The sequence below is a fragment of the Nocardia callitridis genome, assembly GCF_039543305.1.
GTDB lineage: Bacteria > Actinomycetota > Actinomycetes > Mycobacteriales > Mycobacteriaceae > Nocardia > Nocardia callitridis.
Genome location: NZ_BAABJM010000002.1, coordinates 1,370,441 through 1,391,883, shown reverse-complemented (window position 1 = coordinate 1,391,883; position 21,443 = coordinate 1,370,441). Strand labels below are relative to the sequence as shown.

General features: G+C 65.9%; 21 protein-coding genes and 1 pseudogene. 10 read left to right on the top strand and 12 right to left on the bottom strand.

Annotated features, from left to right (window positions below):
• Nucleotides 1-287 precede the first annotated feature (287 nt).
• The 3 genes from ABEA50_RS15120 to ABEA50_RS15110 all read left to right on the top strand — a co-directional run bounded on the left by ABEA50_RS15120 (nucleotide 288) and on the right by ABEA50_RS15110 (nucleotide 2,463).
• The gene (locus ABEA50_RS15120) at nucleotides 288-749 is read left to right on the top strand and encodes an SRPBCC family protein (RefSeq protein WP_345495992.1); all 462 of its coding nucleotides are present in this window, start codon (nucleotides 288-290) and stop codon (nucleotides 747-749) included.
• Between the two features lie 207 nt (nucleotides 750-956).
• The gene (locus tag ABEA50_RS15115; RefSeq protein ID WP_345495991.1) at nucleotides 957-1,136 is read left to right on the top strand and encodes a hypothetical protein; all 180 of its coding nucleotides are present in this window, start codon (nucleotides 957-959) and stop codon (nucleotides 1,134-1,136) included.
• 442 nt (nucleotides 1,137-1,578) lie between these two features.
• Entirely contained in the window at nucleotides 1,579-2,463 is an 885-nt protein-coding gene (locus ABEA50_RS15110) for an EI24 domain-containing protein (protein ID WP_345495990.1), read from the top strand.
• Nucleotides 2,464-2,600: 137 nt separating this feature from the next.
• Here ABEA50_RS15110 and ABEA50_RS15105 read toward each other — a convergent pair whose 3' ends face one another.
• Nucleotides 2,601-2,807, bottom strand: a complete 207-nt coding sequence (locus ABEA50_RS15105) for a ferredoxin (RefSeq protein ID WP_345495989.1) — start codon at nucleotides 2,805-2,807, stop codon at nucleotides 2,601-2,603.
• Nucleotides 2,804-4,006 carry a cytochrome P450 gene (locus ABEA50_RS15100; protein ID WP_345495988.1) on the bottom strand — a complete coding sequence of 401 codons (1,203 nt, stop codon included), beginning with the start codon at nucleotides 4,004-4,006 and terminating at the stop codon, nucleotides 2,804-2,806. The genes ABEA50_RS15105 and ABEA50_RS15100 overlap by 4 nt, the downstream gene beginning before the upstream one ends.
• 226 nt (nucleotides 4,007-4,232) lie before the next feature.
• Here ABEA50_RS15100 and ABEA50_RS30955 point away from each other — a divergent pair, with 226 nt between their 5' ends.
• Nucleotides 4,233-4,967, top strand: a complete 735-nt coding sequence (locus ABEA50_RS30955) for a helix-turn-helix domain-containing protein (RefSeq protein ID WP_425577614.1) — start codon at nucleotides 4,233-4,235, stop codon at nucleotides 4,965-4,967.
• Here the strand turns inward: ABEA50_RS30955 and ABEA50_RS15085 are convergent.
• The 3 genes from ABEA50_RS15085 to ABEA50_RS15075 are packed head-to-tail and all read right to left on the bottom strand — an operon-like array spanning nucleotide 4,945 to nucleotide 7,353.
• Nucleotides 4,945-5,784: an SDR family NAD(P)-dependent oxidoreductase gene (locus ABEA50_RS15085; protein ID WP_345495987.1), complete on the bottom strand. Its 840-nt coding sequence runs from the start codon at nucleotides 5,782-5,784 to the stop codon at nucleotides 4,945-4,947. The two genes, ABEA50_RS30955 and ABEA50_RS15085, sit on opposite strands and share 23 nt — an antisense overlap.
• A 46-nt stretch (nucleotides 5,785-5,830) precedes the next feature.
• A complete protein-coding gene (locus ABEA50_RS15080; RefSeq protein WP_345495985.1) occupies nucleotides 5,831-6,019 on the bottom strand; it encodes a ferredoxin in 189 nt (62 codons plus the stop codon).
• On the bottom strand, nucleotides 6,016-7,353 hold the full coding sequence (locus ABEA50_RS15075) for a cytochrome P450 (RefSeq protein WP_345495984.1): 1,338 nt from the start codon (nucleotides 7,351-7,353) through the stop codon (nucleotides 6,016-6,018). The genes ABEA50_RS15080 and ABEA50_RS15075 overlap by 4 nt, the downstream gene beginning before the upstream one ends.
• Nucleotides 7,354-7,549: 196 nt before the next feature.
• On the opposite strand from ABEA50_RS15075, the gene ABEA50_RS15070 reads away from it, so the two are divergent.
• Nucleotides 7,550-8,152: a TetR/AcrR family transcriptional regulator gene (locus ABEA50_RS15070; protein ID WP_425577613.1), complete on the top strand. Its 603-nt coding sequence runs from the start codon at nucleotides 7,550-7,552 to the stop codon at nucleotides 8,150-8,152.
• Here the strand turns inward: ABEA50_RS15070 and ABEA50_RS15065 are convergent.
• Nucleotides 8,149-8,946, bottom strand: a complete 798-nt coding sequence (locus tag ABEA50_RS15065) for an MBL fold metallo-hydrolase (RefSeq protein WP_345495982.1) — start codon at nucleotides 8,944-8,946, stop codon at nucleotides 8,149-8,151. The genes ABEA50_RS15070 and ABEA50_RS15065 overlap by 4 nt on opposite strands.
• On the opposite strand from ABEA50_RS15065, the gene ABEA50_RS15060 reads away from it, so the two are divergent.
• Nucleotides 8,945-9,355: a nitroreductase family deazaflavin-dependent oxidoreductase gene (locus ABEA50_RS15060; protein ID WP_345495981.1), complete on the top strand. Its 411-nt coding sequence runs from the start codon at nucleotides 8,945-8,947 to the stop codon at nucleotides 9,353-9,355. The genes ABEA50_RS15065 and ABEA50_RS15060 overlap by 2 nt on opposite strands.
• A gap of 141 nt (nucleotides 9,356-9,496) precedes the next feature.
• On the opposite strand, the gene ABEA50_RS15055 is transcribed toward ABEA50_RS15060, so the two are convergent.
• Complete coding sequence (locus ABEA50_RS15055) at nucleotides 9,497-10,069, bottom strand: TetR/AcrR family transcriptional regulator (RefSeq protein WP_345495980.1); 573 nt, start codon at nucleotides 10,067-10,069, stop codon at nucleotides 9,497-9,499.
• Nucleotides 10,070-10,164: 95 nt separating this feature from the next.
• Here ABEA50_RS15055 and ABEA50_RS15050 point away from each other — a divergent pair, with 95 nt between their 5' ends.
• The gene (locus tag ABEA50_RS15050; protein ID WP_345495979.1) at nucleotides 10,165-11,046 is read left to right on the top strand and encodes an SDR family oxidoreductase; all 882 of its coding nucleotides are present in this window, start codon (nucleotides 10,165-10,167) and stop codon (nucleotides 11,044-11,046) included.
• Between the two features lie 111 nt (nucleotides 11,047-11,157).
• Here the strand turns inward: ABEA50_RS15050 and lysS are convergent, their stop codons facing one another.
• A complete protein-coding gene (gene lysS / locus ABEA50_RS15045; RefSeq protein ID WP_345495978.1) occupies nucleotides 11,158-12,852 on the bottom strand; it encodes a lysine--tRNA ligase in 1,695 nt (564 codons plus the stop codon).
• Between the two features lie 272 nt (nucleotides 12,853-13,124).
• Entirely contained in the window at nucleotides 13,125-13,730 is a 606-nt protein-coding gene (locus tag ABEA50_RS15040) for a TetR/AcrR family transcriptional regulator (RefSeq protein WP_345495977.1), read from the bottom strand.
• A 143-nt stretch (nucleotides 13,731-13,873) separates the two neighbouring features.
• Here ABEA50_RS15040 and ABEA50_RS15035 point away from each other — a divergent pair.
• From ABEA50_RS15035 to ABEA50_RS15025, 3 genes and pseudogenes are all read left to right on the top strand, one after another.
• Nucleotides 13,874-15,226, top strand: a pseudogene (locus ABEA50_RS15035) (flavin-containing monooxygenase); the annotation flags it as partial.
• A complete protein-coding gene (locus ABEA50_RS15030) occupies nucleotides 15,224-16,084 on the top strand; it encodes an alpha/beta hydrolase (protein WP_345496575.1) in 861 nt (286 codons plus the stop codon). The pseudogene ABEA50_RS15035 and the gene ABEA50_RS15030, both read left to right, overlap by 3 nt.
• Nucleotides 16,085-16,176: 92 nt before the next feature.
• On the top strand, nucleotides 16,177-16,956 hold the full coding sequence (locus ABEA50_RS15025; RefSeq protein WP_345495975.1) for an SDR family NAD(P)-dependent oxidoreductase: 780 nt from the start codon (nucleotides 16,177-16,179) through the stop codon (nucleotides 16,954-16,956).
• A gap of 352 nt (nucleotides 16,957-17,308) precedes the next feature.
• On the opposite strand, the gene ABEA50_RS15020 is transcribed toward ABEA50_RS15025, so the two are convergent.
• Genes ABEA50_RS15020 through fadD1 form a run of 3 tightly spaced genes read right to left on the bottom strand, consistent with a single transcriptional unit; the run spans nucleotide 17,309 to nucleotide 21,079 of the window.
• Nucleotides 17,309-18,367, bottom strand: a complete 1,059-nt coding sequence (locus ABEA50_RS15020; RefSeq protein ID WP_345495973.1) for a phosphotransferase — start codon at nucleotides 18,365-18,367, stop codon at nucleotides 17,309-17,311.
• Nucleotides 18,364-19,485, bottom strand: a complete 1,122-nt coding sequence (locus ABEA50_RS15015) for a TIGR03857 family LLM class F420-dependent oxidoreductase (RefSeq protein ID WP_345495972.1) — start codon at nucleotides 19,483-19,485, stop codon at nucleotides 18,364-18,366. Before ABEA50_RS15015 ends, ABEA50_RS15020 begins: the two co-directional genes overlap by 4 nt.
• Nucleotides 19,472-21,079, bottom strand: coding sequence for a fatty-acid--CoA ligase FadD1 (gene fadD1 / locus ABEA50_RS15010; RefSeq protein WP_345495971.1), 1,608 nt, complete (start codon nucleotides 21,077-21,079; stop codon nucleotides 19,472-19,474). Before fadD1 ends, ABEA50_RS15015 begins: the two co-directional genes overlap by 14 nt.
• Nucleotides 21,080-21,443 lie beyond the last annotated feature (364 nt).

The following is a 21,443-nucleotide window of genomic DNA, read 5'->3' as shown; positions in this document are numbered from 1 at the left end:
CCGATGTGCCTCGTGGAAAACAACGTTTCTTTCAAACCGTGCTTATTCAGAACGAGTCTTTCAAAACGATGCATCGCCAATCGTGCGATCGCTGGCGGCGAGACCGCACACGAGCGTTGAATAGACTGCGGTACTGAACCTTTGATCGTATGTTGATCGTGTCCCGCCGCTGTCGAGTCGGGTGTGGCCGCCGGTGCGGTCTTCTGCTGTTTTCGATCGGATTACTCGGGTACCACGATCCGTGACCGAGAGGTCGAGAGGTGACCACCGCGAGAAAAGGAGCACCCATGAGCAGTTTGGCCGCAACCGTGGACGTCGAAGTGCCGGTCCGCGTCGTCTACAACCAGTGGACGCAATTCCAGTCTTTTCCAGAATTCATGGAGGGCGTCGAGTCGGTGCGTCAGCTCGATGATCGGCACACCCGCTGGCGTATTCATATCGGCCCGTCGACGCGTGAGTTCGATGCCACGATCACCGAGCAGCATCCGGATGAGCGCGTCGCGTGGAAATCCGACGCGGGTCCCGGTCACGCGGGAGTGATCACGTTTCACCGCCTCGATGACACCCACACCAGGGTGACCGCCCAAATGGATTTGGAACCAGCGGGTTTCGTGGAAAATGCCGCCGATCGACTCGGTGTGCTGAAACACCGTGTGAACGGCGATCTCCAGCGCTTCAAGCAATTCATCGAAAGCCGACACGACGAAACAGGCGCTTGGCGTGGCGATATCGCCCGCCCCGACGCTTGACCAGGTAGCCTCCGGCTTGTCGGTCTCCGCGGCGGCGGTGGGACCTGTCGATCAACCGCAGGCGATCCACCGCGTAGTGCGGCGGCCGACGAGTCGGTTCCACAGCCGGTTGAGTTTTCAGTAGTATCGGGGCCCCAACTATCATGGGGTACACCGCGTGCGTTTCCCGTCACTACAATGGGGTGAACGCGGAAGGGGTTGATCAGCATGGGTATTCGAGCGACGTTCAGCCGGTTGCGGCGGCGTAAGCAGTGGTCCGCCGCCGAAGGGCCCGACGCATTGGGCGCGGAGGTGGTGCGTGACATGGCGAAGTTTCGTCGTGACGTGAACCGCAGGCGCCCCCGTCAGCGCAACGATTACGTGCATTGGACCGCGCACAACTTCTGAGGTGTGCTGACGGTTCAGGACGATGGTGCGCTGCGCCCTGACGAACGCGGTGTGGTCCTCACCCGGCGCGATAGGTAGTAACCACCCCGAGTGTGTCGTTGCTGAGCGTGATGTCTGTCAGTTGCGGGATGCGTTGGGCCAGTTGCTGGTACAACGAATGAGCCACGAACTCGAACGTCGGACGCTGCTCGAACAGCGCTTGCCACGGGTCGCTGGAAGATGAGTGGCGTACTCGTCGAGACGCGGTCCGAGGGGGCCGGTGTCGACAAAGCGCCGCTGTTCGTCGAGTTGGTCGTCGGAGAACTCGAGCCCCACTCGCATGGTTACCGCGAAGCCCGCCAGGCGGGGAGGAGAGGCCTTGTCGGGCCTCGAACGCACGCGCCATTTCGATCCTGAACATCGGCTGAATCTAATCCGCGCGCCGGTACGGTAGGTTGTCCGGGTGAGTGAATTCGGGGTGGGTTTCGGGTATTTGGTTCAGGGGCAGCGTTGGATACTCGGGCGCGGCCGGCTCTATGGGTTCGGGTTGTTGCCGGGTGTAGTCACGTTGGTTCTGTACGTGGCGGCGTTCGCGGCGTTGGTGGTGTGGGGGCCGGATCTGGCGACGGCGATGACGCCGTTCGCTGACACCTGGCCCAGTCCGTGGCCCGGCTTGTTGCGGGCCGTCTTGACGGTGGCGTTGATCGCGATCTTCCTGTTGGTGGCCGTCGTGGCCTTCGCGGCGGTGACGTTGTTGATCGGTCAGCCGTTCTACGAGGCGATTTCGCTGCGTGTCGACCGCTCGGTCTCGCCGGACGGAAGCGCTCCCGAGTCGGAGTCGCCGTTCTGGCGTGAACTCTGGGTGTCGTTGCGCGACTCTGTCAGGATTCTGGTGCGTGTCCTGCTGTGGGGCGTGCTGTTGTTCGTCCTCGGCTTGATACCCGTCCTCGGCCAGACGGTCGTTCCGGTAGTCGCGATCATCGTCTCCGGATTCTTCCTCACCGAGGAGTTGACCGCGGTCGCCTTGCAGCGCCGATCGATCCCGGCGACCGATCGACTTTCCTTGCTCCGCAAGCGCAAACGGCTCGCCTGGGGCTTCGGAGTCCCGCTGGCAGTCATTTTCTTGATCCCACTCGCCGCCGTGTTCCTGATGCCGGGCGCGGTCGCGGGCGCCACGCTGATGGCCCGCGACCTCCTCGATGAAAACGCGACCGACACCCGAGAAGAGCCTGATACCAACACATCCCGAGTTGACCAGGCCGCAGGCCGATCCGGATCGCTCGAGGGTGTCGAACGGCGATCGGCCGACGGCTCGATGCGTGATCGCACCACCGTGCGGAGGAACTGAGGATCACGCGGCTTCGCTTCTGGCAGTCGCCCCGGGTGGCGCCGGCCCTGGGCGATGACGCTAAAGGCCCACTGCCGTAGCTGGTTTCGGCCTCGTAGTTCGCCGCCCGAACCCGCAGTGGACCGCGGAGTAAGCAGTTACCTCGTGCTGCCGAGGCGGATCGCGCGGGCAGGACAAGCTTGTTGCGTCTCACGCACCCGATCGTGCCGCTCGACCGGTGGGTCCGCATCGAGCACCACCGAAATACCTTCGTCGTTTTGGTCGAACACCTCCGGCGCGATCAGTGCACACATCCCCGCACCGACGCACAGTCCCGTATCGACCGTTACCCATGCCCGGCTCACCAGGTGACCGGGAGACGGCGCGCGCCATAGACATCGTCGCCGTGCCGCAGCGGCACGTCGTCGGGTGGTACCGCGAGACGCAGCGCGGGAAAGCGAGATACCAACGCCGGTAAAGCAACCCGCATCTCGACACGGGCGAGTTGCTGACCGAGGCATTGGTGCGGTCCGTAGCCGAAGCCGAGATGGCCGGTGGCGTTGCGGCGAATGTCCAGCACGTTCGGGGTGTCGAACCGGCGAGGGTCCCGATTCGCCGTCTGTAGTGACAGCGCGACGGTCTCTCCCGCGGCGATCGTGTGTCCGGCCAGTTCGACATCGGTAAGTGCCACACGCGAATTGGTGTGCACGATGCTCAGGTAACGCATCAGCTCTTCGACCGCACGGTCCGCGAGATCGGGATCATCGCGCAGGGCGGCGAACTGTGCGGGGTGGGTAAGCAGCGCGAACACTCCGAGAGCGAGCATGTTCGCGGTGGTGTCCAAACCCGCGCCGAGGAGGAATGTGCCGATCCCGGTGAGTTCTTCATCGTCGAGGTCCGCTGTGGTCAGATCGCTGAGTAGATCGTCGGTCGGTGCCGATCGCTTGACGGCGACGAGATCGCGGATATATTGCGCGATCGCCGTGAATGCCGCCATCTGGTCGGATTGGCTGCTGCCGGCACTGTTGACGGCGCTCGCATGGCTTTGGAACGCATCCCGTTCGGCGAAAGGCACCCCGAGCAGCTCGCAGATGGTCTGCGCCGGAATGGGATAGGCGAATATTTCGACCAGGTCGACCGGCCCGCCGGTTTCGGTCATGGCGTCGAGGCACGAGGCGGTGATCTGCTCGACGCGTGCGGTGAGCTGCCGCATCCGGCGGACCGTGAATTTTCCGGCGAGCATGCTGCGGTACCTGGTGTGCTCAGGTGCGTCCAGACCCGTGGGGTCGCCGACCGGGGCCGGGGACAACGGGCCGAGATCGGCCACCGGATTGTGCATCAGCTCGAATCGGGAGCTGAACCGTCGATCGGCCAGTACCGCACGGACTTCGGCATGACCGGTGGCCAGCCAACCGCGGTGGCCGTCGGGGAAAGTCCATCGGCTCACGGGGCACTTTTCGCCCTGCTCCGACAGTTCGACCGGCGGATCGAGCGGGCGTCCCGGCGGTCTGCGAGTGGGAAACGGGGTGGTCGAGTTTCCCGCTGCTGTCGGAGACTGTGTCATGGTCACTCCTCGTGCTCACACATTTCAGCTAGAACCGAACGCTACGTTGCGTTAACCTTTGCCTCAACAACCAAACGTGATATATCGGGAAAGCCACTGGTAACTCGTCAAAACTCATTGCAACAGTGCTGCGCGTGAATGCTCACAGCGGAAACTTGTGTTGCAATGGTTTGACGGTTAACGCTGCACCCCGAACGGAACGCGCCGCTGAGAGGAGCCCGTCACGATGCCGGGATCACGGCTGACCGAGCAAGACCGCACCGAGATCGCCGAGGGGCTGCGTGCGGGAATCGGGTATGCCGCGATAGCGCGGCAGCTGGACCGTCCGACGTCGACGATCAGCCGGGAAGTGAGCCGAAACGGCGGACCGGGGCGCTACCGCCCCGACCGGGCACACCTTGCCAGCCGACAGCGGTCCCGCAGACAGGCGAGTTCCGGCGCGACATCGCGGGCACTGAAAGTCGACGGCATCGAGGCCCCCGGCGTCCCGCGCCCGCTGATCGATCAGCTCACCGCACGCTTCGTCGACACCGGTATGCCTCGTACGGCCGCCGGAATCCTGGCCTGCTTGTACACCGCCGACAATGCCAGCGCGGTGGCCGCGGAACTCGCCGCGATGCTCCGGGTGAGCCCGGCTGCCATTTCCGCCGCCATCGCGTATTTGCAAGCGCAGGAGTTGATTTCACGGGAGCGTGATATGCCTCGACGCCGGGATCGTTATCGGTTGCACGAGGACGCCTGGCTGCGCGCCGCCCTGGCAGGTGTCCGGCAGAACACCGCCATCGCCGGGACAGCGCGCACCGGCGCCGCCGAGCTCGGTGTCGACACGGCGGCGGGTCGGCGATTGGTCGACATGGCCGAGTTTCTCGATCATGTCAGCCGCGACACGGTGGCCTCGGCGCAGCGCTGGACGGTATTGCTCACCCGGCGCGACGGGGCTAGCCCGCCGGAGCCGTCGTGAGGCGCTGCAGGATCGTCGGCATCGGGTTGTTCGCATTGCCCGCGACCGTGCCGCCGTCGACGGGGAGCACCGTTCCGGTGATATAGGTGGAGCGGTCGCTGGCCAAAAACACTGCGGCGTTGGCGATGTCGGCGGTGGTGCCGTTGCGTTTGATCGGACGGTCGGCGAGCATGGCGACGCGGAGGGCTTCGGTGACCTCTGTGCCGCCTTCGGATTCGAGACCCGCGGTGGCCTCCGACAGAATTGGTGTCGGAATACCCCCCGGTGCAATGCAATTGACCCGAATGAAGTGTTCGGCCACGTCGATGGCGGCCGATTTGCTGAACTGGATCACCGCGGCTTTCGATGCCCGGTAGGTCAGTACGGCGCGCCCTGCTTGGATGCCACCGATGGAGGTGGTGTTGATGATGGCGCCGCCACCGTGGGCGGCCATGTGCCGCGCCGCGTGTTGGGTGCCGAGCATGACGCCGAGCACATTGACGTCCATGATGCGCCGGAAATCCTGGAAGTCCTCATCGAACAGGCTCTGGTGCATTGCCCCGGAAACACCGGCATTGTTGAACATGATGTGCAGACCACCGAAGTGTTCCACCGTGGCGGACACCAACTCGGCGATCTGCGCGGCGTCCGAGACATCGGTCGCCTTGAACAGGCAGTCGGCGCCGAAGTCACTGGCCAGTGCCGCGCCACGGTCACAGTCGACGTCGGCGATGACGACGCGTGCGCCTTCCGCCACGAATCTCGCGACGGCTGCGGCGCCGATTCCCGAAGCGCCACCGGTGACCACGGCGACCTTGCCCGACAGTTCATTTCCCATATTCGACCCTTCCGTGATGGCGTAGTACCCGGTGCGGGTACGGGTTTCAGTGCGTCTGGATCGCCTGTTCGGGACACCGGGCAATGGCCTCGGTCACCGCGGCTTCCCATTGCGTTGGGATCTCGGCGTCGACGGCTTCGGCGTATCCGTCGTCGGTGAGGGCGAAGACCTGCGGGCACAGCCCGACGCATACACCGTGGCCGCAGCACGAGTCGTCATCGACATGGATCCTCACGACACCGACTCCGCTGCCGGAGTGAGCTCCAGGTGCAGGTCGGTGAGCCCGCGCAGGATATAGGTGGGCACGTAATCGTAACGCCGGTCGCCCTCGGGCCCATGGTGCTCGCTGTCGACGGTGATGTCGGTGGTGCGCTCGAGTAGTCGCCGAAAGATCACCTTCGCCTCGGCGCGAGCAAGCGGCGCACCGAGGCAGGTGTGGATGCCACGACCGAAAGCGATGTGGCGCCGGGCATTCGGACGATCGGGGTCGAAAATGTCGGGGTTCTCGAACTGGCGGGGGTCGCGGTTGGCCGCGCCGTAGTGGACCATGATCGTGGTGCCCGCGGGTAGGTCGACGCCGCCGATCGTCGACTCGGCGCGCGAGAGCCGGAAGTCGCCCTTGATCGGGCTTTCGAAACGCAGCGATTCCTCGATGAAATTGGGAATGCGTTCGGGCGCATCGCGCAGTTGTTGTTGCAGCTCAGGATGTTCGGCGAGCATCTTGAGCGCCGAGGAGAGCAGACGCACCGTGGTTTCCTGTCCTGCGGAGAACAGGTTGGCCGCAACCCGCACGACGTCGATGACTTCGGGGGTGGACCCGTCGGGGAAGGTGGCGTCGGCCATCTCGGTCATGACGTCGCCGTGTGGTGTCTTACGCCGAGCCTCGATGTAATCGGTGAAGCGCGCGTACAGGAATTCCAGTGGCGCGTGCGCCATGACGGCGTCGCCGTCGGTGCTGCCGAGGCTGAGTTCGCCGGTCAATTCCGCGGTGAGTTCGGCGTGATCGGCTTCGGGCACGCCGAGCAGGTCCGCGACGACGAGCAGAGCGAACGGACTTCCGACCTCGCCGAGGAATTCGCCGCCGCCACGAGCCAGGAACGGGTCGAGCACGCGATCGGCCAGGCGCCACATGAACTCTTCGTTCTGCTTGAGACGTTTGGGGGTGATCAGGCGGGTGAGCAGCGAACGGTGCGCGGTGTGCGTGGGCGGGTCGAAGGTGGGGAGTTGATCGCTGAAGGGCAGTTCGTGGCGGTGCGCGTCGATCAGTGCGCGGATCTCGTCCGCGTCACGTCCTTCGAGCGGCACGGGGAAGCCGGGGTTCGGACCGCTGACGGTATTGCACGAGGAGAAGGTCTCCGGGTCGCCGACGATCGCTTGCGCTTCCTCGTACCCGGTGACCACCACAACGTCGGAGTGCGGTTCACGCAGAACAGGATTCGTCTCGCGCATGCGCTCCAGGATCGGATACGGGTCCACGATCAGCGTTTCGTCGTGGAAGAAATCGATCGTCCCCGCAGCGTCCGCGCCGGGACTCGCCGTATCGATCGGCGAGGTGTCGTTGACTGTCATGGGTGCTCCTCGGGCTGAACTGAGTGTCGGGTCCACCGCTGACGGTGCTGTGGGGCAGATCGGGGAAGTCGCGCTTCGGGGGGTCGGCTACCTTTGTCGAACTGTTCAGCGACTGACCAAACGTACAGGCTTATCCTGACCGATCGTATAGGAGATCGTCGGAGGGCGGCTCGGCTAGATTGAAGGCTCGCAAAACATGGGACAGGAGCGGAAGGTGAGCGGAACTCCACAGGAGGCCGGTACGCCCACGCGGCAGCGGCTGATCGATGTCGCCATCGATTTGTTCCGGCAGCACAGCTTCGCCGGCACGTCGTTGCAGATGATCTCCGATGAGCTCGGGTTGACGAAATCCGCGATCTACCATCACTTTCGCACGCGCGACGAACTCTTGAGCGCCGTCATGGAGCCGCTCATCGGCGAATTGGCCGTGATCGTCGAGGAAGCCGAGGCGTTGCGCGGCCCTCGCGCACGCGCGGAGTACGTGCTGCGCGGATATGCGGCGCTCGCCGCCGCCAACCGGCACCTGCTCCCGGTGCTCAACGGTGACCCCGGCGTCGTGGGAATGCTGCGCGAACGAACACAGTGGGGCTCGATTGTGGTGCGCCAGATGCGCCTTCTCGCCGGTGTCGAGCCGGGTGCGGGCGGCACCGTGAAAGCGGCGATCGTCATGGCGGGAATCTCCGCGGCCGCGGGTGTGGAGTTCGGCGACTTGGACGATGACGCACTACGCGAGCAACTGCTGGCAGCGGGTCGTCGCACGCTCGGTTTGCGGCCCCCGCGCCGTTCGGCGCGCGCCTAGTCCGGCCGGGCCGCTGTGCGCAATCGGGGTCCCGCGCCCCCGACCACGGGTTCGCCGTGTCCGAAGCACGCGATGTCGGTATCCAATTCCGCCAGCTTCGCGAAGGATTCGGTGGCTCGTGCCGGATCCACATTGAATACCCCGAGGATGATCTGCTCGCCGTGTGGAACGCGCGCGATCGCGTCCCCGGTGAACAGCACCCGGTGTGCCGGAAGATGCACGGCCACGCTGCCCGGCGTGTGACCGGGCGCCGCCACCGCCGTCGCCGTCACCCCGCTGCCGAGTTCGATGACGTCACCGTCGTCGAGTTCGCGATCCACTCGCACAGGCGCGACCGTTTCCTCCGGCAAGCCTGCCTGCACCTGCTCCCAGAGCGGGCGCTCCCAGTCGAGCAGGTTCGGCGGCGGCCCTTCGACCTGCCCGCGGATGAACGGGGCGTCGGCACGATGCGCGAGTACCTCCACCGCACCCCATTCCGCGATCTCGGCCGCTGATCCGGCATGGTCGATGTGGAAGTGCGTCAGCACTACCCGCCGCAGGTCCTCCGTGCGGTATCCGAGCCTGCGGATCGCCTCCGCGATCAGCGGCCCCGAGCCCGGCATGCCGGTGTCGATGAGGGTCAACCCTTCCTGGTCCGCCCAGAGGTACGCGTGACCGACCGGGAACCGGAGAAAGGAAAGTCGAGGAAGCAGGGGGATGAGGTCCACGTGCAAGGGTAAACGCTTGCTGGCCGGGGGCGGCAACTGTTGCCGTCGCCGTCGTAGGCCCGCCGAGGTGCGTAACATCGACAGCATGGCGATCGCACCGGGAACCTGGCCCCGTCCGGTGCTCCGTGCGATTCGTCTTTCGAACAAGTACCTGCTCAACCCGATCATGGGATCGCGTGGGGGGAAGAAGAACTCGTACGCGGCCGTGATCCGGCACACCGGCAGAAAGTCGGGCACACAGTATTCGACCCCGGTCGGCGCCGACCGCGTGCAAGGAGGCTTCCTCATCCCGCTCGCCTACGGGACCGACGCGGACTGGCTGCGCAACGTCCTCACCGCCGGGTGCGCCCGCCTCTCGGTCGAGGGCGAAACCTTCGACGTGACAGCGCCCGAAGTAATCGACGCACACGCGGCCTCACCCCTGCTCCCACCGAAGCGACAGCGCACCTTCGAACGCCTGGGAATCCCGCACTACCTCAGAGTGAAGCTCGCCTGACGGCGCCGTGACCTGAACTGTTCGGCGAATGCCAGCGGGCAGCATTCCACCTTTAGGGGAGACTCGTACGCCCTCGCCGGCGAATCGGCACCGCTGGCCACGGATGCGAGCCTTCTCGAGCAATGCCGACATGACTCTCGCTCATGTCAGGGACTTGGTCGCCGCACGTAGGTCCTCCAGTGCCGCAAGGACATACGGTGCGAGCGGGGTGTCGCCTTCGGTGGGTAGCCAGTCGGCGTACCCGCGTTTGAATGCGAGGACGCCGAGTTCGGCGGCGAGATGCGCGAGGGAATCCGGTACGTCGCGGGCGCGCAGGGCGTCGGTCATCGCCGCCGCGAGGCCGACGTTCTTGAGTGCGTCGCGTTCCTGGAGTTCGCTGTTGGCGGCGATCGCGGCCTTCAGTCGGGGGCCGAGTTCGCGGTTCAGTGGACCCATGGTGCTAGAGGCGCGTTCGAGGCCCGCGCCGACCGCCTCGAGCGGTGTCGCGTTCTCGGGCGCCTCGGTGATTCCTTCGGTCAGGAGATTGCTCAACGCCTGTTGTCCTGCCGCTAGCAGTTCACGCTTGTCGGGGAAGTGGCGAAAGAAGGTGCTCTTGGTGACACCGGCACGGTCGGCGATCTGCGCCACCGTGGTGGCGTCGTACCCCTGTTCGGTGAACAGGTCGACGGCGGCCAACACGAGCCGCTCACGTGCTCCGGGTGCCCAACGTGCCATGCGACCATAGTAAGTGACGGGACTCTTATCGCATCAATCGTGCTACTGTGACGGGACAACAGTCCCATCACTGCCCATGCTTCTGAGGGAGAGATATGCGCGTCTTCATCACCGGCGGTTCCGGCCTGGTCGGTTCGGCGGTCGTCGCCGAACTGCTCGGCAACGGCCACGCCGTTGTCGCACTCGCTCGTTCCGACAAGTCCGCCGCGACCCTGGAAAAGGCCGGCGCCGAGCCGATTCGAGGTGACCTCACCGATATCGGCACGCTGCGCTCCGCTGCGGGGCAGTCCGACGGCGTGATCCACCTGGCCTTCAGTAATGATTTCAGTTCGGAGGCCACCTTGACCGCGGGCGTCGCCGAGGAAAGTGCCGCGCTCGCCGCACTCGGCGAAGAACTCGTCGGCAGTGACCGTCCGCTGGTGACGGTCTCGGGCACGCCCTACGCGGAGGGACGCGCCTCCACCGAGGCCGATCCGTTCTCGACCGAAGGTCCGGTCGGTGGGCGCGCCAACTCCGTGATGGCGGTACTGGACTTGGCCTCGCGCGGCGTGCGCAGCTCGGCGGTTCGGCTGCCACGCACCGTGCACAACGAGGGCAAAGGTGGATTCGCGGGCATGCTCGCGGAGATCGCGCGCGGCGCCGGTGTCGCCGGTTACCCCGGCGACGGAAGCCAGCGCTGGCCCGCCGTGCACGCGCTCGACGCGGCCGTGCTCTTCCGGCTGGCCCTCGAGCAGTCACCCGGCGGCGGTGTCTGGCATGCCGTCGCCGACGAGGGTGACCCCGTCCTCGACATCGTGACCGTCATCGGTCGCCGGCTCGGCCTCCCGGTAGCAGCGGTCCCCGCCGAGAATTTCGGCCCGATCGGCCCCATCTTCGCCACCGACCAGCCCTCCTCGAGCGCCCGCACCCGAGAATCCCTCGGCTGGAAGCCCGAGCACCCGAGCCTGCTCCAAGACTTGGAAAACCTCGAGCCCTGATCAGTCCGCTATACCGCTGACTTCTGTTGGCCTGGCTGGTATTCGAGTGCTGTGGGTGGCGGTTGGATCGCAGGGTCTGGCTGGGTCTTATGGAGTGGGTGGCGCCGGTCGTTACGCCTCGTGGCCGAGCAGCTCTCGTGCGCGTTCCGGTCCGATCGACAGCAGCAACGTCGGCAGTCGCGGACCGGTGTCGCTCGAGCAGAGCAATTGGTAGAGCGCCTTGAAGAAGGTGCGCTGTGCCTTCTTCAGTTCGGGGGTGGGGTCGGCGTCCTCGGCGAGGCCCTCCAGGAGTTTCGGGACGGCGTAGACCGATGTGGTGAGCCCGTCGAGGGTCCAGGCTTCGGTCATGCGCGCGTTGAGGATTCGCACGCCGTCGCGGGACTTGTCGTCCATGTTCGACCAGGCCTCGGCGTTGAAGGTGGTGCGAATGACGGTGCGGTCTTCGGGCGGCAGCGAGCGCGCGTAGTTGACGGCGTTGTGCAGCCGCGGCTCGAGTTCGGCGAGCAACGCGGTGTCGTCGGGCAGGCTCGCGCCGTCGGCCTCGAGTTGCGGGCGGACGAGGCGTTCGATCTGTTCGGGATTGGCGTCGGTGATGTCGGCGGCCGAGGACAGCAACCGGAACGACACCGGGCGCGCGGTGTGTTCGACCGGGCCGGTTGATGTTTCGACGCACGTCTGATGCAGATGTGCCTCGACTCCGGAGGCGTCGGGGGACTGGGCGCGCACGGTGTAGCGATCCCACTCGTCGTACAGTCGCACGATCGCCGAGGGCGACATGTCGATGGTGAACGATTGAGCGGGCAGCCGTCGTGCGTACAGCCACCGCACCATGACGGGCTCGAGTATGCCCAGTGCGTCGTCGGGTGTGGCGGCGCCGCCCGCGGAGCCCGACATCTTGGACTTGCCGCCCGCCAAGCCGACGAACGAGTAGACGGTGGTCGAAGGCGCGGTACCGTCGAACAGTTCGCCCACCAGCTCGCGTCCGGAGGCAAAGCTGCTGGTCGGCGCGTGATGGTCTTCTCCGGCGGGTTCGAAGTCGACGCCTTCGAAGGCCCAGCGCATCGGCCAGTCGAGCTTCCACACCAGTTTTCCGGAGATCCGCGCACCGTCGGCAATGCTCATCCGATCCTGGTGGCCGCACCGGCACCGATAGGACACCACGCCCTCCGCCCATGCCGTGACCTCGGTCAAGTCCTTTCCGCATTCCTCGCAGTACGGCTTGAAGGGGTAGTAGGCGGCCTTGCGGTCCTCGACGGATCGTTCGTGGCGCCCTTCGGTTTGGAATCGCTCGAGAATGTCGAAGGCTTCGGCGCGATGGTCCATCGCCTGTCGGATCGAGGCGTTGTAGGTGCCGGCGGGGTATTGCTCGGACTGTCGGATCTCGCGCATCCGCACGCCGAGTCGCTGGAGCGCCGCGGTGAATCGGGTGATGAAGTGTGCGGCGTAAGAATCGCTGCGCCCGTACGGATCCGGCACGGCCGCAAGCGGTTTGCCGATGTGTGCGTTCCACTCCGCCGGGAGCCCGGCGGGCACCTTACGGAAGCGGTCGTAATCGTCCCAGCTGTGAATATGCTCCGCTGCGAGTCCGCGCGCCTTGATCTCCTCCGCGACCAGATGCGCGGTCATCACCTCGCGCAGGTTGCCGAGATGGATGGGCCCACTCGGGCTGATCCCCGAGGCGCAGACGATCGTGCTCGATCCGGCTTCGCGGGCATGCTCGATCGCGGCATCGGCCACGCGCCGAATCCAGCTCGCTTCCGCGTCTACCGCTGCGCCGGGATTGTCCGCTTTCTTCGTCGAGTGCACCGATACACGCTATCAATGGCGCTGCGACCTGCTACGCAGTGCGCCGACCCCAGCCTTCGCGGGTCTTGTCGGAGTGGGTGTCGGTGATGTCGTCGACGAGTTTCGCCGTTATCAGCGGTTCCATCAGCCCGACCGACGCCGGTCGAGCCGCGCCGGGGAGAAGACACGCGAGGCCCGCGCTGGCTCGGTGGTCGGGCAGCGGCGAGGGATTCGCTGAGGGTGGTTCAGCGCGCCGAGGGCGCGGATATGCCGGCGTGGCCAGGGTTTAATCGTCAGTGTTTGCGGGGGTCGGCCCGCAACGCGGGCAACACGTAGCGGTGGATGTGGCGCAGGACGGCGGCTTCGTTGTCCGGGTCGATGGTGTCGCCGGGGACCGTGCCGAGGCTGATCAGGATGCGGGCGACCCATTCCGAAGCCTCCGCAAGGTCGTGGTGGGGGTGGATCGCGCCGGCTGCGGCCGCCGCGTCGAGGTAAGGGCGCCAGAAGGCGGCGAGGTCGGGGACCAGCCCGGAAACGCCCACTCCCGCGCAGACCGCGAACTCTTCGGGCTCTTCGATGCGTAACCGCATCAGGAGTGCGCCGGGGTCGTCGTAGGCGCCGCGGCCGATACGTACGCCGGCCGCGAGCTGTGTGCCGAAGTCGTCGATGGCATCGAGTTGCTGTCGTCCTTCGGCGCCGAAGGTATCGGTGAGGCGCACGATCGCCGCGCCGATCAGTGCGGACTTGTCCGGGAAGTGTCGATACAGCCAGGCGCGTGAGATCCCGGCCTCTTCGGCGACCTCACTGACCGTTGTGGCGCGAATCCCCTTATCTGCCATCAATTTCTGAGTAGCGTCGAGCAGACGATCGATCACGGTGGCGGCCGGTGCTTCGGTCACGTGCCTCGCTTTCGTCTTGTGGTGCCTGCCGAGGCAGGCATCCGGTTCTCCGAAAACCCTAGCAACGAGTGGACAGATCTGAGAATGTGACTAGTAGACAGTTTGCAGAATCTGTCTACTGCATGGGCAGGAAGGAATGTCACATGAACCAGCCGAGGACCGCGATCATCGGGGCTGGCATCAGCGGTTTGACCGCGGGCAAGATGCTCAACGACTACGGCGTGCCCTACGTGTGCTTCGAATCGTCGGATCGGATCGGTGGCAACTGGGCATTCGGCAACCCGAACGGACGTAGCAGCGCCTACCGGTCGCTGCACATCGACACCTCCAAGCACCGGTTGTCGTTTCGGGATTTTCCGATGCCGGAGCACTTCCCGGACTTTCCACACCACTCCCAGATCAAGCAGTACCTCGACGACTATTGCGCGACATTCGATCTGGCCGACGCGATCGAGTTCGGCAACGATGTCGAACACGCGCGTCACCTGCCCGGCGGCGGGTGGGAGCTGAGCACCCAGCGCACGGGTACACGGTTGTTCGATCTGCTCGTGGTGGCCAATGGGCACCACTGGGATCCGCGCTCGCCGAATTTCCCCGGCGAGTTCACCGGGACGACGTTGCACGCGCACCACTACATCGACCCGCACACGCCGGTGGAGTTCGCCGATCAACGAATACTGGTGGTCGGGCTCGGCAACAGCGCCGCCGACATCGCCGTCGAACTGTCGTCCAAGGCATTGGGTAATACGCTGACGCTGTCGACGCGTTCCGGCGCATGGATCGTGCCCAAGTACATCGCCGGCCGCCCCGCCGACAAGTACTACCGGACCAGCCCGCATATTCCGTACTCCTGGCAGCGCAAGATCGCGCAGTGGGGACAGCCGATCACCGCGGGACGTCCCGAACTGTACGGTCTGCCGACACCGAATCATCAGTTCTTCGAGGCACATCCGACCCAATCGGTCGAGCTGCCGTTGCGGCTCGGTTCGGGTGATGTGCTGCCCAAGCCCGATATCGCGCGGCTGGACGGATCGACCGTGCACTTCGTCGACGGCACCAGCGACGACTTCGACATCATCATCTACGCCACGGGCTACAACATCACCTTCCCGTTCTTCGACCCCGAATTCCTCAGCGCGCCGGACAATCGCATCGACCTGTACAAGCGCATGTTCGTGCCGGGTCTCGACGACCTGGTTTTCGCGGGATTCGCGCAGTCCACGCCGACGCTGTTCCCTTTCGTCGAATCGCAGGCCCGCCTGATCGGTGCCTACGCGACGGGTCGATACCGGTTGCCGGCGCGATCGACGATGGAGCGGGTGATCGTCGCTGATCAGCAGCGTTACACCGGGCATATGCTCGACACCCCTCGGCATACCCAGCAGGTCGACTACTTCCTCTACGAGCACGACATGCGCACGCGCGAGTTGCCGACCGGCGCCGAACGCGCGCGCACCCAGGCGCCACCGCCGTGGGTACGGCCCACCGAATCGGTGATCACGCGGGGTGTGGCAGCGGATTATCGACGGATCGAATTCGAATCGCAGGCAACCACCTGTGACGCATGGCTTTTCAGTCCCACCGTCAGCGCGTCCGACGCGGTCCCCGTGGTGGTGATGGCGCACGGTTTCGGTGGGACCAAGGATTCCGGCCTGGAGCCGTTCGCGCGGCGCCTCGCCGCGGCCGGTGTGGCCGTTTTCGCTTTCGACTACCGAGGGTTCGGCGCCTCGGGCGGTGAGCCGCGACAGCGGGTGAGCATGGCCGACCAGATCGAGGACTACCGCGCGGCGATCCTCGCGGCCGCACGGCAACCCGGCGTCGATCCGGAACGGATTGTGCTGTGGGGGGTTTCGCAGGCGGGTGGGCACGTGTTGACCGTGGCCGCCGATCGATCCGACGTCTGCGCGGTGATCGCGATGGTGCCGATGGTCAACGGCTTGTCCGCAGGGCGGTTGGCTTTGACGTACCTTGGAGCGGGTGCGTTGGCACGGTCGACGGCCGCCGGTGTACGCAGTGCGCTCGCGCAACGATTCGGTCGAACGGCGACGATGATGCCGCTGGTCGGCAAGCCGGGGGAGCGTGCGGCGCTGACCGCCGAGGGGTACTACGAAAGCTACCTGGCCCAGGCGGGTCCGACCTGGCGCAATGAAGTGGATGCCGCCGTCGGCCTCGAACTCGGCGGCTATCGAGCCGACCGGCGGGTCGAGGACATCAGCGCACCGGTACTGGTGCAGGTCGCCGACTTCGACCGTGTCGCACCGCCATTCGCGACGATGAAGGCAGCCTGCAAAGCGCGCGCCCAGGTACGGCACTACCCGTGCGATCACTTCGACCTCTTCGCGGGTAACAGCTAGTTCGAGTCGGCGGTGCAGCATCAGGTGAGGTTCCTGCGAGAACACGTACTGCGCCGCACACGGCATTCGGTTTCGGCGCTCGGGGAACCAGAATGAGCACCACGCCACGCACAGCGATGGTCGTGGGCGGCGCCTCCGGTATCGGCCTGGCGACCGCGCGGACCCTCGCCGCCGAGGGTTACCGGGTGCTCATCGCCGACCTCGATGCCGCCGCGGCGCGACAGGCCGCCGCGGACCTCGGTCCGCAGGCGGCCTCGATCGCCATGGATGTCACCGACGAGGCGTCGGTCGAGGCAGGATTCCTGGCGCACGAGGGCGTGCACGCGGTGGTGAACTGTGCGGGACAGTCGATCCCCGGCGCGATCACCGACCTCGAATTCGCCGACTGGCAGCGCACTCTCGATGTCTGTTTGTCCGGCACCTTTCTGGTGCTCAAACACGCGGGCAGGCATCTCGCGGACGGCGGCGCCATCGTCTGCGTCGCCTCGCTCAACGGACGTCAACCCGGCACCGCGATGGCCGCCTATTGCGCGGCCAAGGCCGGTGTGCTGATGCTGGTGCAGGTCGCGGCGCTGGAGCTCGCCGAGCGCGGTATCAGGGTGAACGCGATCTCGCCGGGGTTGGTCGAGACCCCGATGGTCGCCGGAATCGCGCTGGTGCCGGGACTGACCGAGGAGTACTTGGACAACACCCCGTTGGCCCGCAGTGGTCGTCCCGAGGAGATCGCCGACGCGGTGGCCTTTCTCACCTCCGACCGTGCGGGCTGGATGACGGGCGCCGACATTGATCTCGACGGCGGCGCGCATTTGCGTCGCTACCCCGACGTCCGCGGTCGGATCCGGTCGATGATCGAGGGCGCGGCCGAGTCCTGATCCCGTCGGTGCCGATTACCCGAATTCGATAAACCCCGCGACACTGCTGTTCTCGGCGACCCCGTTCTTCATGGAACATGCCGCCGATGCCGCACAGCGCGGCGGACAGGCCAGCGCCGCGGACCTCCAGATGGTGGACTCGAGCATCCACGACATCATCGAGGCGAGCGAAGAGGTCGGTGTCGACCCACGCTTTCCCGAGCTGCCGCCGCGATCTGGCCGTGGGCCATCAAGGTATTCGGACAACACGCGTCGCCGTGGCACGTCACAAGCCGATCGACGGCCGGAAAACACGCCGCGGCTCGTTGTGGCGCGCAATGCTGAGCCCTGGGCCGGCCCTCGGTCACGAGCGTTACCCGAGCACCCCGGGGACGAGATCGTTGATAGCGGTGGCGCTGCGGGTCAGCATCGTATGGAACATGGTGTCGCCGCGCTGCGTGGGTTGTGCCGCACCGCAACCGAATACGATGATCAGCGGGGCTTGGATCAACGAGGACGCGTAGTCCTGCCAACATTCCTCGACGCTGTAGTCGCGCACGCCGTGCTCGAGCAGCGCCCGATGATAGTCGCCGACAATATTGCGTTCGCACGCGCGTCGGTCCTCGGTGGGCAGACTTGTCGAGAGCAGGAAAGCGATGTCGCGCAAGGGGTTTCCCGGTGTGATGGTTTGCCAATCGACCAGTGTCACCGCGTTGTCCTGCCCGAACATGACATTGTCGATGCGCAGGTCACCGTGCAGGAGCGCGAAATGTCGGACCGGGGTGATCAGCCATTCGCCCGCGGTCGCGACCAGCCAGGCGACCGCAGACCGTTCGAGGTCGGTGAGTCGGTCGGTGAGTCGGTCGCAGAACACCTCGGCCATCGGAGCGAGCACCGACTCCATCAACTCGCGATCCTCGGCGCTGGGCAGCGAAAGCGTGTTGTCCAACAGGGTCTGGTCGTTCCAGCGGGGCCCGTGTAACCCCGCCGCGGCCACGGCGACGGCTCGCGCCTGCTCGACGGTGCATCCCGCGATCTGGTCGCCTTGTCGAGCCGGTGCGAGATCTTCCAGGAGCAGCACGAATTCGCTGCCCGACTCGGAGACCACGGCGCCGTGCGAGTGCGGCACCGGCGCTCGCACCGTGTCGGCCAGATCGCGGTAGAAACGGATTTCGTTGCGGAAGGCGCCGGAACCGAAGCGTCGGTGCTCTTCGGATCCGGTGGCCAGTTTGGCGATCATGCTTGTCGGCAACGCGGTGGGGTTGCGATAGCGCAAGGACAGCCGATAGGACGCGGCCATCTGCCCCGAGCCCACCAGTGTCGCGTCGGCGTGCTCGACGACGACCTCGTGGCCGTGCTCGCGCAGCGTCTGGGTGAGCCACTGTGGTGTCAGATGCGCGACATCCGTCGGAATGTTCTGTGCGGCGCTCATGCCCGGCCTCCTGACGATAGCTGTTGGGTGGCACCGGGATTAGCGGGCAGGTTGCGCTGCGCGGAGCGGATTTCCCGGTAGGCCTCGACCGTGGGAGCGAGTTCGGTCGGCGTGGCGCCGTGCAGGATCACCGAGTCGACGCCGAGCTCGAATTGTCGATCGATGGTCGTGGCGCATGCGCGCGCGGAACCGGTGGCGCTGTCTTGCACCCAGTGCTCGGGGATCGCGTCGGCGAGTTCGCGTAGTGCGCCCAGATCGGCGGTGGCGTCGATCGGCCCGCGCGCGTTCGTGAACGCCGTCGTCGCCCGGACGCGGTCCAGATCGGCTGAGCGCCAACCGTTCGCGCGCGTCAAGGCATCGGGGTAGCCCTGTAGGTAGGTGGCGAGGCGGCCGTAGCGGCGGCGCAATCGGTCGTCTTCGCTCAGGTGGTCACCGAGGGTCGCCAGGACCGACCAGATCCGCACCGACGCGGGATCCCGTCCGGCCTGTTCTGCGGCGGTCCGTACCGTGGTCACCGCGTGCGTGGTCGCCTCAGCGCTCAGGAAGGTATGCAGCACAACGGCATCCGCGATCGTCCCGGCGAGCCGCAAGGTGCGTGGGCTCATCGTCACCAACAGAATCGGTGGTGGCGGTTCGAGGGTCACGCCGAGATGGAGCGCGCCGAACGCGCCGATCGCGCCGTCGTGGCCGATGACCGTCTCCCCGCGCCACAGCCTGCGCAGAATGTCGGTGATCTCGGTGAGCTGTCGACTCGTCACGGTCGGCAGCCCGAGGACCTGCCACTGCGGTGTGATGCCGCGTCCGAGCCCGAGACCGAATCGGCCGCCGCTGAGTTCCGCGAGGGTGGCGCCCACGGTCGCGGTGACCATCGGGTGGCGCGTGTGGTGATTGGTCGCCGCGGTGGCGATGCCGAGTCGGCGCGAGGCCGTTGCGAGCCCACCCGCCAGCACGGCAGCGTCTTTGAGACCGAACCGTTCGGAGATGAAGGCCGCCCCGAGACCGATCCGATCGGCGAAGACCGTCTCCTCGGCGAGTTCGGCGGGGGCGACCGGCTGCCGCGAGAGCGCGTAGTACCCGAGCTCGGTCAGTTGTTCCGCGACCGGTTCATCGCGGGACATCGGTACTCCCGGTGTGGTGCTGGGTGATGCGATACGACATCGAACGGGCCTCGCGGTGCCACAGCGTCGCACCCTCCGGGTTCGGACCCTGCTCGACCAGGGTGCGTTTGAGGATCTTGTTGGTGGCGGTGGTCGGCAGATCGTCGGACAGGCGCACGTGGCGTGGCCATGCTTTGGGTGAGAGGTCCACCTGGTCGGCGAGAAATGCGGCGAATTCTCCCGGATCGAGAGAAGTGGTGTCGCGCAGCACGATCGCGGCCATCACCGCGTCGCCGACCGTCTCGTCGGGGACGGCATACACCGCGACCCTGCTGATCGCGGGATGCCGTTGCAGTATTCGTTCGATCGGTCCCGCCGCGAGATTCTCGCCGTCCACGCGCATCCAGTCGCTGGTGCGGCCGGCGAGATAGATCCAGCCCTCGGCGTCTTTGTAGGCCAGGTCACCGGACCAGTACATCCCGTCACGCAGTCGCTCGGCGGTCGCGCTGTCGTCGCCGTAGTAGCCCATGAACAGTCCGGTGCCGCTGGCGTTGACGATCTCACCGATCGCGTCGGCCGGGTTGGCGAGTGCGCCGTGCTCATCGAAGACAGCCGGTGGACACTCGGTGGCGGTGGACGAATTGTACACGGCCACACCGGAAAACCCTTTCCCGATGGACCCCGGCGGAGTGCCCGGTTCCCTGGTGATGATGATCGCCAATTCGGTGGAGCCGAATCCGTCCCACACGACGCAACCGAACCGGCGACCGAACTCCTCGATATCGCGGTCGGTCGCCTCGTTGCCGAACGCCACGCGCAACGGATTGTCCGCGTCGTCGGCCTGCTGCTCGGTGGCCAGCAGGTAGGCCAGCGGCTTGCCGACGTAGTTCAGGTAGGTCGCACCGCAGCGTCGAATGTCGGCGAGAAAGGTCGACGCCGAGAATTTGGCGGGCGCCATCGCCGCCGCACCGCACAGTGCCACGCAGTAGCCGCCGAGGATCGCGGCCGAATGGAACAGCGGCATCGACAGATAGCAGACGTCGTTGGGGCCGATGCCGAATCGATCGACCAGTGGTGGCCCCGCGAACGGGAGCATCATGTGCGCCAGCCGCACCGGCTTCGGGTTGCCACTCGTGCCCGAGGTGAAGATGAGCATGAAGGTGTCGGTGGGCTCCGGCACGCTGTACGGCGTCAATTCGCCCGCGCCGGAGAGAAGTTCGGCCCATCGCGTCGTCGAGGTATCGACGACCGTGACGCCGTCGAGTGGGAGTCCGTCGAGCAGTCCGCGGTGCTCGGCGTCGGTGATCAGGATCTGCACGTCGGCTCGGGCGATGTCGTCGGCGAGCGCGCTGCCGCGCCGGGTGTTGTTGACGCCGACGGTGACGTATCCGCCCAGTGCGCCCGCGGCCAGCGCGGTGAGCATCTCCGGGGTATTGCCGAGCAGCGTGCCGACGTGCATCGGCCGGTCGGCATCGGCGACCGACAGGATCGCCGCCGCGTGCGCCCGCGCCTCGGCGAGGTGTTCGCGCCACGTCCAGGTGCGTTCGCGATAGGTAATGGCGACGCCGTCGTCCTCGGCACGTGCTGACAGTAGTTCGGTCACTGTTCCAGCCATATGTCCAAATTTAGAACAGGTTTCTGCCGTGGGTATACAGATTTGGAAAACTGTCTAGGTCGGGTAGTTTCGCGCTGCGTGGCCCGGTGGCATCCGGGTGAGGCTTTTGGCGCATAGCCGGCCACTTGGTGGCCGGCTCGTGCGACGATGCGTGCACGCGGTGGGTGCGTCGCGGCTGGCTCGGTGGCCGCGGGTCGGAGAACGTGCTCGGTGAGCCCGTCGGCGCGATGGCATAATCTAGAACAAGTTCTAGTCGAGGGATGTGTGGATTCGGCAGGGATCTTCCGCTCGCGCGGTGCCGGTACCCGGTCGTTGGATCGGGTCGTCTCCGCGTGTTGCCTCCGAATCCGAATGCCGCGCATCG